Source organism: Streptomyces sp. NPDC107471, from assembly GCF_055582845.1.
Map to the genome: position 1 here is coordinate 88,608 of NZ_JBVJPC010000018.1, position 15,894 is coordinate 104,501.

The window sequence follows — 15,894 nt, forward strand, 5'->3', positions numbered from 1 at the left end:
TCCGCTTCGAACAGTCCGGAAATCGCCGCAACCTCCCTACGTCACCCCATAGCCGATATGGCCGATTACACCCCCGTAGGCGTCCTTGTGGTACTTCACACCGCACGAGAGGCTTCCCCAGGGCGTACCGGCCGACGCCGGGTGCATCCGGCGGACCACGGCTGCCGTACGCCGCACCGAGGAGGGGAACGCACGTCATGGCACGGACGCGAGACCGGCGTCTGCGCCGGGTGGGGAGTCTGACCGCGGTGAGCTGTGCCGCCGCGCTTTCGGCCATCTCCCCACCCGCGCACGCCGCACCGGAGGGGCGGATACTCGGCGCCGGGGAGGCCGGTTCCGTCAGCGGGAGTTACCTGGTGACGCTCAAGAAGGGAACGGACGCCCCGTCGGCGGCCGGAAAGGGCCTAGCCGAGAAGTACGGGGCGAGAATCAGCCATACCTACGGCACGGTACTCAACGGCTACGCGATCCGGGCGGACGAGAGACAGGCCCGGCGGCTCGCGGCGGACGCCCGGGTCGCCTCGGTCGTGCAGGACACCCGGGTGACCCTGGAGGGCACCCAGAGGAACCCGCCGTCCTGGGGCCTGGACCGCCTCGACCAGCCGGAGCGGACGCCGGACAGGTCCTACACCTGGCCCCGGTCCGCGGGCGCCGGGACGACGGTGTACGTGATCGACACCGGCATCCGCGTCTCCCACCGGGACTTCGGGGGCCGGGCGCGGCACGGCTGGGACTTCGTCGACGGCGACCGGTCGGCGGGCGACGGCAACGGCCACGGCACCCATGTGGCGGCCACCGTCGCCGGCACCGGCTACGGCGTCGCCAAGAAGGCCGAGGTGGTCGCCGTACGCGTCCTCGACAACGCCGGATCGGGTACGACCGCGCAGGTCATCGCCGGTGTCGAGTGGGTGACGAGGCACGCGCGGAAGCCGGCGGTGGCCAATCTCAGCCTGGGCGGCGCCCGCAGTGCCCCGCTGGACGCCGCCGTACGCACCTCCATCGCGTCCGGGGTGACCTACACCGTCGCCGCGGGCAACGACGGCCGGCCGGCCGGTCTCTACTCGCCCGCCGACCTGCCCCAGGCGATCACGGTCGGCGCGACCGACAGGACCGACCGGCGGGCGGGCTTCTCCAACTACGGCTCGGCCGTCGACCTGTTCGCCCCGGGAGTCTCGATCACCTCGGCGGGCATCACCGGTGACACCGCCAGGGCGACGTATTCGGGCACATCGATGGCCAGCCCGCACGCGGCGGGGGCGGCCGCGCTGTACCTGGCCGACCACCCGCGGGCCACTCCGGCACAGGTCGGCAAAGCGCTGGTCAAACTGGCGGTCGGCGGGAAGGTGTCCGGTCGGGGACCGGGTTCACCGGACGAACTTCTCCAGGTGCCCGGTTCCTAGGGGAAGCGTCCGCAAGGAGGCCCCGTTCGGCCAGAACGGGGCCGGTCTTGTGTAAAGACATACGCGTGAGTAGTTAGCAAAGTGCCGGATTGCCCACCCGAAGAGGGTGGGAAGGCTCCTCCGGTACACGGCTCAGGTAGGTTCACCGGTACGCCCCGCAGGACCCCCTCCCCACAGCCATCCGCCCACCCGAAGTTGACGCGGACAGGAGCGGTCATGCCCGCCACGCACCACTCGTCAGCACCCCTGACGACCAGCACCGACGCATCCACCACTCGCCCCGCCGACCCCGGCCCACCGCCTCAGGAGCGACCCTCCCCGCAGGCCGGACCGGCTCCGGCCGTCGGGCGCATACCCGTCCTGGACGTCCGCCCCGTCGTGCAGCGCGGCCGCCGGCCCGCCAAGGCGGTCACCGGCGAGACGTTCGAGATCTCGGCCACCGTGTTCCGCGAGGGTCATGACGCGGTCGCCGCCAATGTCGTACTGAAGGATCCGGAAGGCCGCGCCGGACCCTGGACCCCCCTGCGGGAACTGGCCCCCGGCACCGACCGCTGGGGCGCCACCGTCACAGCGGGCGCGCCCGGCCTGTGGAGTTTCACCGTGGAGGCGTGGGGCGACCCCGTCACCACCTGGCGGCACCACGCCCAGATCAAGATCCCGGCCGGCATGGACACCGAGATGGTCCTGGAGGAGGGCGCCCGCCTTTACGAACGGGCCGCCGCCGGAGTCCCCGACGACGGGCGCAACGGCGTGATCCTCGCGGCCGTCCGCGCCCTGCGCGACGAGAGCCGGCCGGCCGCCGCCCGCCTCGCCGCCGCACTGACGCCCGAGGTGGACGCGGTCCTCGAGCGCTTTCCGCTGCGGGAGTTGATCACGGCGTCGGAGTCGTTGCCGCTGCTGGTGGAGCGGGAGCGGGCGTTGTTCGGGTCGTGGTACGAGTTCTTCCCCCGGTCGGAGGGCACTCCGGAGCGGCCGCACGGCACGTTCCGTACGGCGGCGCGCAGGTTGCCGGCGATCGCGGCGATGGGCTTCGACGTGGTGTATCTGCCGCCGATCCACCCGATCGGCACCACGTTCCGCAAGGGCCGCAACAACACGCTGTCCGCGGGGCCGGAGGACGTGGGGGTGCCGTGGGCGATCGGCTCGCCGGAGGGCGGCCATGACGCGGTGCACCCGGATCTGGGCACGATCGAGGACTTCGACTGGTTCGTGCGGGAGGCGGCCGGGCAGGGGCTGGAGGTCGCGCTGGACTTCGCTCTGCAGTGTTCGCCGGATCATCCGTGGGTGCACAAGCATCCGGAGTGGTTCCACCACCGCCCGGACGGGAGCATCGCGTATGCGGAGAATCCGCCGAAGAAGTACCAGGACATCTACCCGATCGCCTTCGACGCGGATCTGGAGGGGCTGATCGCGGAGACGTGCCGGGTGCTGCGGCACTGGATGGGGCACGGGGTGCGGATCTTCCGGGTGGACAATCCGCACACCAAGCCGGTGGTGTTCTGGGAGCGGGTGATCGCCGACATCAACGCCACCGACCCGGATGTGATCTTCCTGGCGGAGGCGTTTACGCGGCCGGCGATGATGCACACCCTGGCCCAGATCGGTTTCCAGCAGTCGTACACGTACTTCACCTGGCGCAACAGCAAGCAGGAGCTGACCGAGTACCTGACGGAGCTGTCGGGGGAGGCGGCCTCCTACATGCGGCCGAACTTCTTCGCCAACACCCCCGACATCCTGCACGCCTTCCTCCAGCACGGCGGTCGGCCCGCGTTCGCGCTGCGCGCGGTGCTGGCCGCGACGCTGTCGCCGACCTGGGGTATCTACTCCGGCTACGAACTCGCCGAGAACACCCCCCTGCGCGAGGGCAGCGAGGAGTACCTCGACTCGGAGAAGTACCAGCTCAAGGCCCGCGACTGGGACAACCCCGACTCCCTCGCCCCCCTGATCACCCAGCTCAACACCATCAGGCGGGAGAACCCGGCCCTGCGGCAGTTGCGCGACATCCACTTCCACCACGCCGACAAGGACGAGGTGATCGCATACGCGAAGCGGAGCGGCTCGAACACGGTTCTGGTGGTCGTGAACCTCGATCCGCACCACACCCAGGAGGCGACGGTCTCGTTGGACATGCCGCAACTCGGCCTGGACTGGCACGAGTCGGTGCCGGTGCGCGACGAGCTCACCGGTGAGACCTATCACTGGGGCAGGGCGAACTACGTGCGTCTGGAGCCCGGCGGGGCACACGTCCTCGTGGTCGGCCGGGGGTCCGGGGGTCATCCCCCGGGTGAGCACAGCACCGTCCTGCGACCGTCCACCCCGCTGATCGGAGGGTCACCCACAACATGATCGTCAACGAGCCCGTCCACGACACCTTCGAGGACACCCCCGCCAAGGACCGGGACCCGGACTGGTTTAAGCGGGCCGTGTTCTACGAGGTCCTCGTCCGCTCCTTCCAGGACAGCAACGGCGACGGCGTCGGCGACCTCAAGGGCCTGACCGCCAAACTGGACTACCTGCAGTGGCTGGGCGTCGACTGCCTGTGGCTGCCGCCCTTCTTCAAGTCACCGCTCAGAGACGGTGGGTACGACGTCTCCGACTACACCGCCGTCCTGCCGGAGTTCGGTGACCTCGCCGACTTCGTGGAGTTCGTCGACGCCGCCCACCAGCGCGGCATGCGCGTGATCATCGACTTCGTCATGAACCACACCAGCGACCAGCACCCGTGGTTCCAGGAGTCCCGCAAGGACCCCGACGGCCCCTACGGCGACTACTACGTGTGGGCCGACGACGACAAGCAGTTCCAGGACGCGCGGATCATCTTCGTCGACACCGAGGCCTCCAACTGGACCTTCGACCCGGTGCGCAAGCAGTACTTCTGGCACCGCTTCTTCTCCCACCAGCCGGACCTCAACTACGAGAACCCGGCCGTCCAGGAGGAGATGATCTCCGCCCTGCGGTTCTGGCTGGACCTGGGCATCGACGGTTTCCGGCTGGACGCGGTGCCGTACCTGTACCAGCAGGAGGGCACGAACTGCGAAAACCTTCCGGCAACCCATGAGTTCCTCAAGCGGGTCCGCAAGGAGATCGACGCGTCCTACCCGGACACGGTGATCCTGGCGGAGGCGAACCAGTGGCCCGAGGACGTCGTCGACTACTTCGGCGACTACGAGTCCGGGGGCGACGAGTGCCACATGGCCTTCCACTTCCCGGTCATGCCCCGCATCTTCATGGCCGTGCGCCGCGAGTCCCGCTACCCCGTGTCGGAGATCCTGGCCAAGACCCCGGCGATCCCGCAGAACTGCCAGTGGGGCATCTTCCTGCGCAACCACGACGAGCTCACCCTCGAAATGGTCACCGACGAGGAACGCGACTACATGTGGGCCGAGTACGCCAAGGACCCACGGATGCGCGCCAACATCGGCATCCGCCGGCGCCTCGCCCCCCTGCTCGACAACGACCGGAACCAGATCGAGCTGTTCACCGCGCTGCTGCTGTCCCTTCCCGGCTCGCCGATCCTGTACTACGGCGACGAGATCGGCATGGGCGACAACATCTGGCTCGGCGACCGGGACGCCGTCCGCACGCCGATGCAGTGGACACCGGACCGTAACGCGGGATTTTCCTCCTGTGACCCCGGGCGGCTCTATCTGCCGACCATCATGGACCCGGTCCACGGCTACCAGGTCACCAATGTCGAGGCGTCGATGGCGTCGCCCTCGTCGTTGCTGCACTGGACCCGCCGGATGATCGAGATCCGCAAGCAGAACCCGGCGTTCGGCCTCGGCTCCTACACCGAGCTGCCGTCCTCCAACCCGGCGGTGCTGGCCTTCCTGCGGGAGTACGAGGACGACCTGGTCCTGTGCGTCCACAACTTCTCGCGGTTCGCACAGCCCACGGAACTGGATCTGAGCGCCTTCAACGGCCGGCACCCGGTCGAGCTGTTCGGCGGGGTGCGGTTCCCGGCCATCGGTGATCTGCCGTACTTGCTGACCCTCGCGGGGCACGGGTTCTACTGGTTCCGGCTCCGCAAGGACGCCGCATAGCCGACGAGGACTCCGGCGGGGCGGTTTCCACCGCCCCGCCCGGGGCACGCATCAGTAGCACCCCGACCAGCCAGCCCGGGGAAAGGACGCCACGCCATGTCGGAAGCCGTCACCCGTACCGCCACGACAAGTCCAGGCCTCCTCGCCTCCCTCGATCCACTCCTGCGCGAGTGGCTGCCACGGCAGCGCTGGTTCGCGGGCAAGGGACGCCCGGTCACCGGGTTCTCCCTGGTGGCGGTCACCGAGCTGCTGCCGCCCACCGCCAAGCTCGGCCTGTACCACCTGCTGGTCCGGGCCCACCAGCCGCTCGCCGTGGGCGCCCCGCCGCACCCCGGCGACTGCTACCAGCTCCTCATAGGTGTGCGCGAGGCGCTGCCGCCCCGGCTGGCGCCCGCGCTGATCGGCCATGTCGAGGAGGGCCCGCTCACCGGCAGGACCGCGTACGACGCCCTCTACGACCCGCTGCCCGCCGAACTGCTCCTGGAGGCGATCCGCTCCGGGAGCCGGATCGGCGGGCTGCGTTTCGAGCGGGACGAGCACCAGGAGATCCGGGAGGGCCTGGTGGCCCGCGTGATGACCGCCGAGCAGTCGAACTCGTCGATCGTCTACGGAGATACGTTCATCCTGAAACTCCTGCGCCGGGTCGTGCCCGGCGTCAACCCCGACCTGGAGCTGCCGCTGGCGCTGGCCCGCGAGGGCTGCCCCCGGGTGCCCGCGCCGACGGGGTGGCTGCGGGCGGAGCTGGACGGCGAGCCGTACACCCTCGGGGTGCTCCAGCCCTTCGTGCAGGGCGCCTCGGACGGCTGGGAGCTGGCCCTGCGGGAACTCGCCAAGGGTGAGGACTTCAGTGCCGAGGCGCACGCGCTCGGGCGGGCCACCGCCGAGGTGCACACCGCGCTCGCGCGGGCCCTGCCGACCGTGACGCTGGGCCACCAGCAACTGCACCTGCTGGTCGACGGCATGATCGAGCGGCTGGAGGCGGCCGTCCAGGCGGTCCCGGCGCTCCGGCCGCACGCGCCCGGCCTGCGCTCCGCGTTCACCGCGCTGGGCGATCTCTCCGCCGAGGGCAGCACCTGGACCGCCCAGCGCATCCACGGCGACCTGCACCTCGGCCAGTGCCTGCGCTCGGCCGCCGGGCACTGGTCGCTGATCGACTTCGAGGGCGAGCCGTCCAAGCCGCTCGCCGAACGCCGGCTGCCGCAGCCGACGGCCCGGGACATCGCCGGGATGCTGCGCTCCTTCGACTACGCGGCACACTCCACCGACCTGCCGGTTCCGGGCTGGGCCGAGGCCTGCCGGGCCGCGTACTGCTCCGGATACGCCGAGGTCAGCGGCGTGGACCCGCGGACCGATCCGGTGCTGCTGCGCGCGTACGAGACCGACAAGGCGATCTACGAGGTCGTCTACGAGGCCCGGCACCGCCCGGACTGGCTCCAGGTGCCGATGGCCGCGGTCGCGCGGTACGCGACGACCGACCTGATCTGACCGACCCGACTCCCGCCGAGGAGGCTCCACCTGTGACTCCGCCCACCCCCAGCGGTTCGGACCCGAAGAAGACTGCGAAGAAGAAGGCCGCGGAGAAGACAGTGACCAAGAAGGCGTCGGCGAAGAAGGCGGAGCCGGTGGCCAGGAAGGCTCCCGCGAAGAAAGCGGACACCGGGAGGACCGGTGTCGGCGCCGCGGCGGCGGAGACGGCCCGGGCGGTGAAGGCCGGTGCCGAGAAGGTCGGCGCCGAGGCGGCCGACGCGGTCAAGGCCGTCGCCAAGAAGGCCGGTGGCGAGAAGGCCGTCGCTGGGGCGGGCGACGCCGTCAAGGCGGTCGCCAAGCGGGCCGGCGGCGAGAAGGCCCCCGGGGGAAAGGCCGCGCCGAAGAAGGCGGGGGCCGGGAAGGCCGTGGCCAAGAAGGCGCTGGTCAAGGAGGCGGCCGTCGACACGCCTGCCGTGAAGAAGGCCGCAGCGAAGAAGACCGCCGCCACCAAGACCGCGGTGAAGAAGACTGCTGCGAAGAAGACTGCTGTGAAGAAGGTCCCGGCGAAGAAGAGCGCGGCCGAGAAGACCGCGGCGGAGAAGACTGCCGTGGGGAAGGCCGCGGTGGAGAAGGGTGCCGCCGAGAAGGCCGTCGCGCCGACGGTGGCCGCCGAGAACGCCGTGGCGGAACCGGCCGCGGTTGCGCAGACCTCCGCACCCGACCCCGTCCAGCCGCCGGAGGCACCCGGCTCGCCCGCCCTGGACGCCGGTGACCGGGACCGGCTGCTCTCCGGCACGCACCACGACCCGCACGGCGTGCTCGGCGCGCACCCGGTGCCCGGCGGGGTGGCCTTCCGGGTGTTCCGCCCGTACGCCCAGGGCGTCACGGTCGTGGCCGGGGAGGTGCGCGCCGAACTGCACGACGACGGCGACGGCTTCTTCTCCGGCCTGCTGCCGCTGCGGGAGATCCCCTCCTACCGGCTGCTCGTCACGTACGCGGAGACGGTCCAGGACACCGAGGACGCGTACGCCTTCCTGCCCGCGCTCGGCGACCTCGACCTGCATCTGATCGGCGAGGGCCGGCACGAGCAGTTGTGGACGGCGCTCGGCGCGCAGCCCATGACCCACCAGGGCGTGCCGGGCACCCGCTTCACGGTGTGGGCGCCGAACGCGCGCGGGGTGCGGGTGGCCGGCACCTTCAACTTCTGGGACCCCTCGGCGTTCGCGATGCGCTCGCTCGGTTCCACCGGGGTGTGGGAGCTGTTCGTGCCCGGGGTCGGCGAGGGCGAGCTGTACAAGTTCGAGATCACCCGCCCCGACGGCTCCAAGACGCTGCGCGCGGACCCGCTGGCCCGCCGCACGGAGGTCCCGCCGAACACCTCCTCGATCATCCACGCCTCGCACCACGAGTGGCAGGACGCGGAGTGGCTGGCGAACCGGGCGGCCGGGGCGCCGGCCCACGAAGCCCCCTTCTCCGTCTACGAGGTCCATCTCCCCTCCTGGCGACCGGGCCTGACGTACCGTCAGCTTGCCGAGCAGTTGCCCGCCTATGTCAAGGACCTGGGCTTCACCCACGTCGAGCTGATGCCGGTGGCCGAGCACCCCTTCGGCGGTTCCTGGGGCTACCAGGTCACCGGGTTCTACGCGCCGACGGCACGGCTCGGCACCCCCGACGACTTCAAGTACCTCGTCGACGCGCTGCACCAGGCCGGCATCGGCGTACTGATGGACTGGGTGCCGGCCCACTTCCCGCGCGACGACTGGGCGCTCGCCGAGTTCGACGGCCGGCCCCTGTACGAGCACGAGGACCCGCTGCGCTCCGCCCACCCGGACTGGGGCACGCTGGAGTTCGACTACGGGCGCCGGGAGGTGCGCAACTTCCTGGTGGCGAACGCCGTCTACTGGTGCGAGGAGTTCCACATCGACGGGCTGCGGGTCGACGCGGTCGCCTCGATGCTCTACCTCGACTACTCGCGTGAGCCGGGCCAGTGGGTCCCGAACGTGCACGGGGGCCGGGAGAACCTGGACGCGGTGGACTTCCTCCAGGAGATGAACGCGACGGTGTACCGGCGGGTGCCGGGCGTGGTGACGATCGCGGAGGAGTCGACGGCCTGGGACGGCGTGACGCGCGCGACGCACCACATGGGTCCCGGGGGCTTCGGCGGTCTCGGGTTCGGCCTGAAGTGGAACATGGGCTGGATGCACGACTCGCTGGACTACATGGCCCACGAGCCGGTGCACCGCAAGTACCACCACCACGAGATGACGTTCTCGATGGTGTACGCGTACAGCGAGAACTACGTCCTGCCGATCTCCCACGACGAGGTCGTCCACGGCAAACGCTCACTGGTGTCGAAGATGCCGGGCGACTGGTGGCAGCAGCGGGCCAATCTCCGCGCCTACCTGGCCTTCATGTGGGCGCACCCCGGCAAGCAACTCCTGTTCATGGGCCAGGAGTTCGCCCAGGGCGCCGAGTGGTCAGAGGCCCACGGCCCGGACTGGTGGCTGCTCGACCCGGCGTACGGCGCCGAGGCCGACCACCGGGGCGTCCGTGACCTGGTCCGCGATCTGAACGTCGTGTACCGCCACACCCCCGCCCTCTGGCAGCGGGACACGGACCCCTCGGGCTTCCGGTGGATCGTCGGCGACGCCTCCGAGGACAACGTCTTCGCCTTCCTCCGCTACGACGCCGACGGCTCCCCCCTCCTGGCGGTCTCCAACCTCGCCCCCGTGGTCCGCCCCGGCTACCGCCTGGGCGCCCCGGACGACGTCCCGGCCTGGCTGGAGACCCTCAACACGGACGGCGCCCGGTACGGAGGCGGTGACGTCACCAACCCGGACGTCGTGAAACCGGACCCCACCCCCTGGCACGGCCGCCCGGCCAGCATCCAACTCACCCTGCCGCCCCTGGCGACGGTGTGGCTGCGCCCGGCCTGACCGAGGTCACCGGAGCGGACCCGCCGGGGTCCGCTCCGGGACGCGGGGCACCTTCGCGAGGACCGGGACGACACCTGCCGCTCAGGTGGTGTCCAGCGCCTTCGGCAGGCGGCCCGTGTGCAGTACTCCCAGGTGTTGGGTGGCTCGGGTCAGGGCGACGTACAGGTCGCTCGTGCCGTAGAGGGACGGTTCGACGACGAGGACGGAGTCGAATTCGAGGCCCTTCGACTGGCGGGGGTCCAGGAGCACGACGGTCTGTGTCAGGTCGGGTTCGGTGCCCGCCGTGACGCCGTCGAGGCGGGCCGCGAGCCTGCGGTGCAGGTGGCGGGGGGCGATGACGGCGAGCCGGCCCTCGGTGGGGGTCAGTTCCTGCACCGCCTCCGCGACCGCGCCGGGCAGGTCGTCGGTGGCCCGTACCCATGGCCGTACCCCGGTCGACCGCACCGAGCTCGGGGGCTCGAAGCCGGGGTCCGAGGCGCGCACCACGGCCGCCGCGAGCTCCATGATCTCAGCCGGGGTGCGGTAGTTGACGCGGAGCCGCGCATGCTCCCAGCGGTCCTGGACGTACGGCTGAAGGATCTGCTGCCACGAGCCCACGCCCGCCGCCTCCGCGGTCTGCGCCGGGTCGCCGACCAGGGTCATCGAACGGGTCGGGCTGCGCCGCATGAGCAACCGCCAGGCCATCGGCGACAGTTCCTGCGCCTCGTCGACGATGATGTGCCCGAACGCCCAGGTGCGGTCGGCCGCCGCGCGCTCGGCGGCGCTGCGGTGGTCGTCCTCCTCCTGCCGTTCGGCGAACCGCTCGGCGTCGATGATGTCGTGCGCGGACAGGACCTCGGAATCCTCCTCGTCCTTGTCGTCGAACTCGTAGGTGCGCGAGGCGTACGACACGTCGAGGACGCCCTGCGCGTACGCGACCTGCGTCTCGCGCTCGCGTTCGGCCCGGGCCCGCGCCAACCGCTCGTCCACGCCGAGGAGTTCGGCCGCCTCGTCGAGCAGCGGCACGTCCGCCACGGTCCAGCCGCGGGTCACCGGGCGGCGGATCGCGGCCGCGTCCTCGTCCGGGAGGTAGCCGACGGGGTCGGCGAGGAAGTCGGCGACCAGCCGCTGCGGGGTCAGGCGCGGCCACAACTGGTCGATGGCGGCCCAGACCTCGGGGTTCTCGGCGAGCTCGTCGCGGATCTGTGTGATGTCGCTCGGGTCCAGCAGGTTGGTCCCGTCGAACGGGTCCGTGCCGATGCGTTCGGCGACCATGTCGGTGAGCGTGTTGAGGATATGGCCCTCGAAGTGCTCCCGGGCGACGTTGTGCGGCAGCCGGGCGGCACGCGTCTTCTCGCGGGCGACCTTGACCAGACCGTCGTCGAGCATGAGGATCTCGCGGTCGTGCTCGATCGCGATGACCGGGTCGGGCAGCGCCTGCCAGTCGCGTACGACGTCGGCGAGGACGTCCGCCATGGCGGCGCGCCCCTTCACCGCGGCCGCGTCCCGGCTGTCGGTCGCCGTCGCCCGCACCCCGGGGAACAGCTCCCCGACCGTCGCGAGGAGCACCCCGGTCTCGCCGAGCGAGGGCAGCACCTCGCCGATGTAGCCGAGGAAGGCGGGGTTGGGGCCGACGATGAGCACGGCCCGCTTGGCGAGCAGTTCCCGGTGTTCGTAGAGGAGGTACGCGGCCCGGTGCAGGGCGACGGCGGTCTTGCCGGTGCCGGGGCCGCCCTCGACCACCAGCACCCCGCGGTGCGGTGCCCGGATGATCTCGTCCTGCTCGGCCTGGATGGTCTGCACGATGTCGCTCATGCGGCCGGTGCGCGCGGAGTTGAGCGCGGCGAGCAGGACCGCGTCGCCGGCCGGGTCCTCGTGGCCGGTCCGCTCCTGGTCGCCCAGGTCGAGGATCTCGTCGTGCAGGTCGGTCACCCGGCGGCCCTCGGTGCCGATGTGCCGGCGGCGGCGCAGGCCCATCGGGGTGTGGCCGGTGGCCAGGTAGAAGGGGCGGGCGACGTCGGCGCGCCAGTCGATGAGGATCGGGGTGCGCTCGGCGTCCTCGGTGCGCAGGCCGATCCGGCCGATGTGGTGGGTGATGCCGGAGGTGAGGTCGATCCGGCCGAAGCAGAGGGAGCCGTCCACCGCGTTCAGCGCGGCCAGCAGTCCCGAGCGCTCGGCGACCAGGATGTCCCGCTCCAGCCGGGCCTGCATGGGGGTGTTGCCCTGGGCGAGCGCGTCCGTGACGGAGGCCTCGGTGTCGCCGCGCAGAGCGTCCACGTGTGCGTACAGCCCGTCGATGAATTCCTGTTCCTGTCGCAATTCATCGTCCGGAAAACCGGTGTTTGACAATTCCACTCCCGCCCGGATATACTGTGCTCACTGAGCTTCTTTGCGGCCTCATTCAGGTGAAGTCGCGAACCATTGAATATACGCAAAGAAATCCCCCGGGCGCAATCGCCCGGGGGATTTCTCGTATTGCGTCGGCTCACAGCACGTCGGTCAGCTCCTCCAGCAGCCGCCGCTTGGGCCGCGCCCCCACCATCGACCGGACGGGCTCCCCGTCCCGGAACACCATGAAGGTGGGCATCGACAGCACCCGGTAGGCGTTCGTGGTCAGCGGATTGGTGTCGACGTCCAGTTGCACCACCTTGAGCCGCTCCCCCTCCTCCGCGGCGAGAGCCGTGAGCACCGGCCCCATCTGCCGGCACGGCGGGCACCAGTCGGCGGTGAACTCCACCAGCACCGGCAGATCCGCCCCGAGCACCTCCGCCTCGAAGTCCGCGTCCGTCACCTCTGCCACACCTGCTGCCCTGATCACCTGTGATCCCCTCCCAGTTCGCACACCGGCTCCGGACCGCCCGGAACCTCCGCGTCGGCGGCCAGCTCGGCACGCGCCCGCTCGGCCCGTTCGAGCTGCTGCCCGACCTGGGCGCGCACGGTCTGCAACTCACCGATCAGCGCGTCCAGTTCGCCGAGCTTGCGCCGGTAGACCGCGAGCGAGGCGGGACACGCGTCACCCTCGGGGTGACCGGCCCGCAGACACTCCACGAACGGCCGCGTCTCCTCCAGGTCGAACCCGAAGTCCTGGAGCGTCCGGATCTGCCGGAGCAGCTTCAGGTCGTCCTCGTCGTAGGTCCGGTAGCCGTTGTCGCCGCGCCTCGCGGGCAGCAGACCCCGCGCCTCGTAGTAGCGCAGCGTCCGCGTGGTGGTCCCGGCCCGTGCGGCCAGCTCGCCGATTCGCATGCTGACGAACGTAGTCCTTGACGCCGACGTCAAGGCAAGAGCGGTTTGCGCTGCACGGGAGAGGTCAACACGATCGACGTCGTGGTGCGGCCGAGGACGGAGACCTCCTCGAGGACCTCCTCCAGGTGGACGGTGTCGCGGACGGCGACCTTGAGGATCCAGCAGTCCTCGCCGACCACGTGGTGCACCTCGGTGATCTCGGGGCGTTCCAGCAGCTCCAGGGTCCGCGGATGCCGCAGGGTGTAGCCGCCGTGCGGGCTGACCCGGATGAACGCCTGGATGCCGTAGCCGAGCCGGGCCGGGACCACATGGGCGCCGTAGCCGCCGATCACGCCGGCCGCCTCCAGCCGCCGCACCCGCTCGGTGACCGCCGCCGGGCTCAGCCGCACCCGGCGGCCCAGCTCGCTGAGCTTGATCCGGCCGTCGGTCTGGAGGAGCTCCAGGATCTGCCGGTCGAGCGCGTCGAAGGCGACCGAGGTTTCGTCGGCAGCGGAGCGCAGACGCCGTGGTTCCTTCGGCTCTGCCGCCTGAACTCCCATGGTTCCCCCTTCAGTACCCGGACGTACGCCGGGAGAATTATGGTCATGGAAACGCCACGAGAGGTACTGGTCATCGGCGGCAGCCGGTATGTCGGCAAGCGCCTGGTCGCACGGTTCCTGGCCGCCGGCGACCGGGTCACGGTCCTCAACCGGGGCTCGTCCGCGCCCCCTGCCGGGGTGGTGCACCTGGTCGCCGACCGCGACGACGAGCGCGCGCTGGCCGACGCGCTGGGCGCCCGTTCGTTCGACGTCGTGGTCGACCAGGTCTGCTACACCCCGCGCCAGGCGGCGATCGCCCGCCGGGTCCTCGCCGGACAGGTCCGTCGCTATGTGATGACGTCGACGGTGGAGGTGTACGCGTACGAGGACTCGATCACCCCGGTCCGGGAGGACGCCGTCGACCCGACGGCCGTGTCGGTCGATCTCGACCTGCCCTGGGACGACCCCGCATTCCTCGATTCCCATTACGGCGAGGGAAAGCGGCAGGCGGAATCCGTTTTCTCGGAGGACCCCGCCTTTCCCTGCACAGCGGTCCGCGTGGCGCATGTCCTCGGCGGCGCCGACGACTTCACCGGAAGGCTCGCCCATTACGCCGACCGTATCCGCGCCGGTGAGCCGATCGCCGTCCCGGTCGACAACCAGCCCGCCACCTACATCCACGTCGAGGAGATCGCCGACTTCCTCGCCTGGACGGCGGGGCAGGACTTCACCGGGCCGGTGAACGCGGCCTCCCACGGCCTGCTGGGCACCGAGGAGCTGTGCCAGGCGGTCGCCGCGCACATCCCCGAGGGCAGGACCCTCCTCCAGCTCGTCGAGCACGGCGAGGTCTCGCCGTTCTCCTTCACCCGCGCCTACGGCATGGACAACACGCGTGCCACCCGGCTCGGGTTCGGCTTCGACGACGTACGGCGATGGCTGCCGCGGGCCGTGGCCGAGACGCTCGGATCGGGGGACGTTCACCCGTGAACGGCCCGTAGGGCGGCGAGACACAGCCAGGGGCAGCACCCGCACCCCCTCCCGTCACCGGGAAGCCGTGACCCCCGTCCACGGCTCCCCGGTGCGCTCGGCCCACTGTCGGGCCGCTTCGGGGCGGCCGGTGAGCAGCAGGAGCAGGGCGGCGACCGGACCGCGGATCTCCTCCCCCGTCCCGCGCGTCCAGTCGATGTCGGTGGCCACCAGGCGTGCCTTCGGCAGGGGCCAGGGGCGCGGCGGGAAACGCATGGTCCACACCCGGTCGGCGGCGTCCCGCGCGGCGGCCGCCGGCACCGCGCGCTCCCGGCCGAGGGCGAGGGCGATGTCCTGGCCGTGGACCAGGAGGTCGAGAAGGGGCTCGTGGGGTGAGGTGGTGGGCGCGAGGCGGCGGGAGCCGACGATCGAGCGCAGGTCGGCGACGATCGCGGTGACCGGCTGCTGCGCCTCGCGGACCGCCGAGTCATGGATCATGCGGTTCCAGTTTCCCCGGGCGCGGACCATCTCGCGGACGACCTGGCCGCGGGAGAAGCGCGCCGCGATCGTCAGGTGCGCGGCGACGTCCCGCACCCGCCAGTCCCCGCACCGCGTGCGGGTCTCCCACTCCTGCGGGCTCAGCCCCTCCAGCAGGTCGGCCAGGCTCGCCCGCTCCCGGTCGACGATCTGCCAGAGCTCGTCGGTGTCCAGCACTGCACCCACGTGAATCACCCACTCAAGTGGTAAGCTTCTCTGACCAAAGTAGTCAGTATCTCTGACCAATGTCAAGCAGTGCGAGGGAGCGTCGACGATGGTGGCGGAGAGCGAGCTCAACACGGGCGTGCTCCTGTTCCTCCCGTACCGGGCCCTGGAGAATCGAATCTTCGCCGCGCTCGCGGAAGCCGGTTTCGACGACTTCACGCCCGCCCAGGCCCGGGTCATGCAGCGGATCGGCCCCGACGGCACCCGGCTGACGGAACTGGCCGAGCAGGCCCAGATCACCAAGCAGACCGCCGGTTTCCTGGTCGACCAGCTCGAGAAGGCGGGCTATGTCACCCGCGTCCCGGACCCGACCGACAAGCGGGCCCGGCTGGTGCGGGGCGCGGCGAAGGCGTGGGCGGCGAAGGAGGTCGCCGACGGGGTGGTCGCGGAGGTGGAGAAGGAGTGGGAGGAGCACCTCGGCGGGCGCCGTATGAAGCAGCTCCGCGAGGCCCTGACCCTGCTGCGGGAGATCACCGATCCGTGGGCCTAGGTCGTGTCCGCAAAGTGCCCGTGTCGTTGGTCTGTTCGTGGTGCGTCGTCATGAGCTGACTGATGAGTCGTGGGCGGTGATCGAGCCGTT

The 15,894-nt window shown here is 70.9% G+C and carries 12 protein-coding genes; 7 read left to right on the forward strand and 5 right to left on the reverse strand.

Annotation, left to right across the window (positions count from 1 at the left end):
* Window positions 1-197: 197 nt before the first annotated feature.
* The 5 genes from ACZ66S_RS38910 (at window position 198) to glgB (ending at window position 9,846) form a co-directional block, all read left to right on the forward strand.
* On the forward strand, window positions 198-1,400 hold the full coding sequence (locus ACZ66S_RS38910; RefSeq protein ID WP_469906310.1) for a S8 family peptidase: 1,203 nt from the start codon (window positions 198-200) through the stop codon (window positions 1,398-1,400).
* Between the two features lie 216 nt (window positions 1,401-1,616).
* A complete protein-coding gene (locus tag ACZ66S_RS38915) occupies window positions 1,617-3,746 on the forward strand; it encodes an alpha-1,4-glucan--maltose-1-phosphate maltosyltransferase (protein ID WP_469906311.1) in 2,130 nt (709 codons plus the stop codon).
* The gene (treS, locus tag ACZ66S_RS38920) at window positions 3,743-5,443 is read left to right on the forward strand and encodes a maltose alpha-D-glucosyltransferase (protein ID WP_469906312.1); all 1,701 of its coding nucleotides are present in this window, start codon (window positions 3,743-3,745) and stop codon (window positions 5,441-5,443) included. Before ACZ66S_RS38915 ends, treS begins: the two co-directional genes overlap by 4 nt.
* A gap of 96 nt (window positions 5,444-5,539) precedes the next feature.
* On the forward strand, window positions 5,540-6,928 hold the full coding sequence (locus tag ACZ66S_RS38925) for a maltokinase N-terminal cap-like domain-containing protein (protein ID WP_469906313.1): 1,389 nt from the start codon (window positions 5,540-5,542) through the stop codon (window positions 6,926-6,928).
* A gap of 32 nt (window positions 6,929-6,960) precedes the next feature.
* The gene (gene glgB / locus ACZ66S_RS38930; protein WP_469906314.1) at window positions 6,961-9,846 is read left to right on the forward strand and encodes a 1,4-alpha-glucan branching enzyme; all 2,886 of its coding nucleotides are present in this window, start codon (window positions 6,961-6,963) and stop codon (window positions 9,844-9,846) included.
* A gap of 81 nt (window positions 9,847-9,927) precedes the next feature.
* Here glgB and ACZ66S_RS38935 read toward each other — a convergent pair whose 3' ends face one another.
* From ACZ66S_RS38935 to ACZ66S_RS38950, 4 genes are all read right to left on the reverse strand, one after another.
* Window positions 9,928-12,144: a HelD family protein gene (locus ACZ66S_RS38935; protein ID WP_469906315.1), complete on the reverse strand. Its 2,217-nt coding sequence runs from the start codon at window positions 12,142-12,144 to the stop codon at window positions 9,928-9,930.
* Window positions 12,145-12,310: 166 nt separating this feature from the next.
* Window positions 12,311-12,625 carry a thioredoxin family protein gene (locus ACZ66S_RS38940; protein WP_469906316.1) on the reverse strand — a complete coding sequence of 105 codons (315 nt, stop codon included), beginning with the start codon at window positions 12,623-12,625 and terminating at the stop codon, window positions 12,311-12,313.
* A gap of 14 nt (window positions 12,626-12,639) precedes the next feature.
* Complete coding sequence (locus tag ACZ66S_RS38945; protein WP_469906317.1) at window positions 12,640-13,068, reverse strand: MerR family transcriptional regulator; 429 nt, start codon at window positions 13,066-13,068, stop codon at window positions 12,640-12,642.
* Between the two features lie 29 nt (window positions 13,069-13,097).
* Entirely contained in the window at window positions 13,098-13,607 is a 510-nt protein-coding gene (locus ACZ66S_RS38950; RefSeq protein WP_469906318.1) for an Lrp/AsnC family transcriptional regulator, read from the reverse strand.
* Window positions 13,608-13,652: 45 nt separating this feature from the next.
* Between ACZ66S_RS38950 and ACZ66S_RS38955 the strand changes: the two genes are divergently transcribed.
* Entirely contained in the window at window positions 13,653-14,573 is a 921-nt protein-coding gene (locus ACZ66S_RS38955) for an NAD-dependent epimerase/dehydratase family protein (protein WP_469906319.1), read from the forward strand.
* Between the two features lie 54 nt (window positions 14,574-14,627).
* On the opposite strand, the gene ACZ66S_RS38960 is transcribed toward ACZ66S_RS38955, so the two are convergent.
* A complete protein-coding gene (locus ACZ66S_RS38960) occupies window positions 14,628-15,284 on the reverse strand; it encodes a maleylpyruvate isomerase family mycothiol-dependent enzyme (RefSeq protein WP_469906320.1) in 657 nt (218 codons plus the stop codon).
* Between the two features lie 79 nt (window positions 15,285-15,363).
* On the opposite strand from ACZ66S_RS38960, the gene ACZ66S_RS38965 reads away from it, so the two are divergent.
* Window positions 15,364-15,804: a MarR family winged helix-turn-helix transcriptional regulator gene (locus ACZ66S_RS38965; protein WP_469906321.1), complete on the forward strand. Its 441-nt coding sequence runs from the start codon at window positions 15,364-15,366 to the stop codon at window positions 15,802-15,804.
* Window positions 15,805-15,894 lie beyond the last annotated feature (90 nt).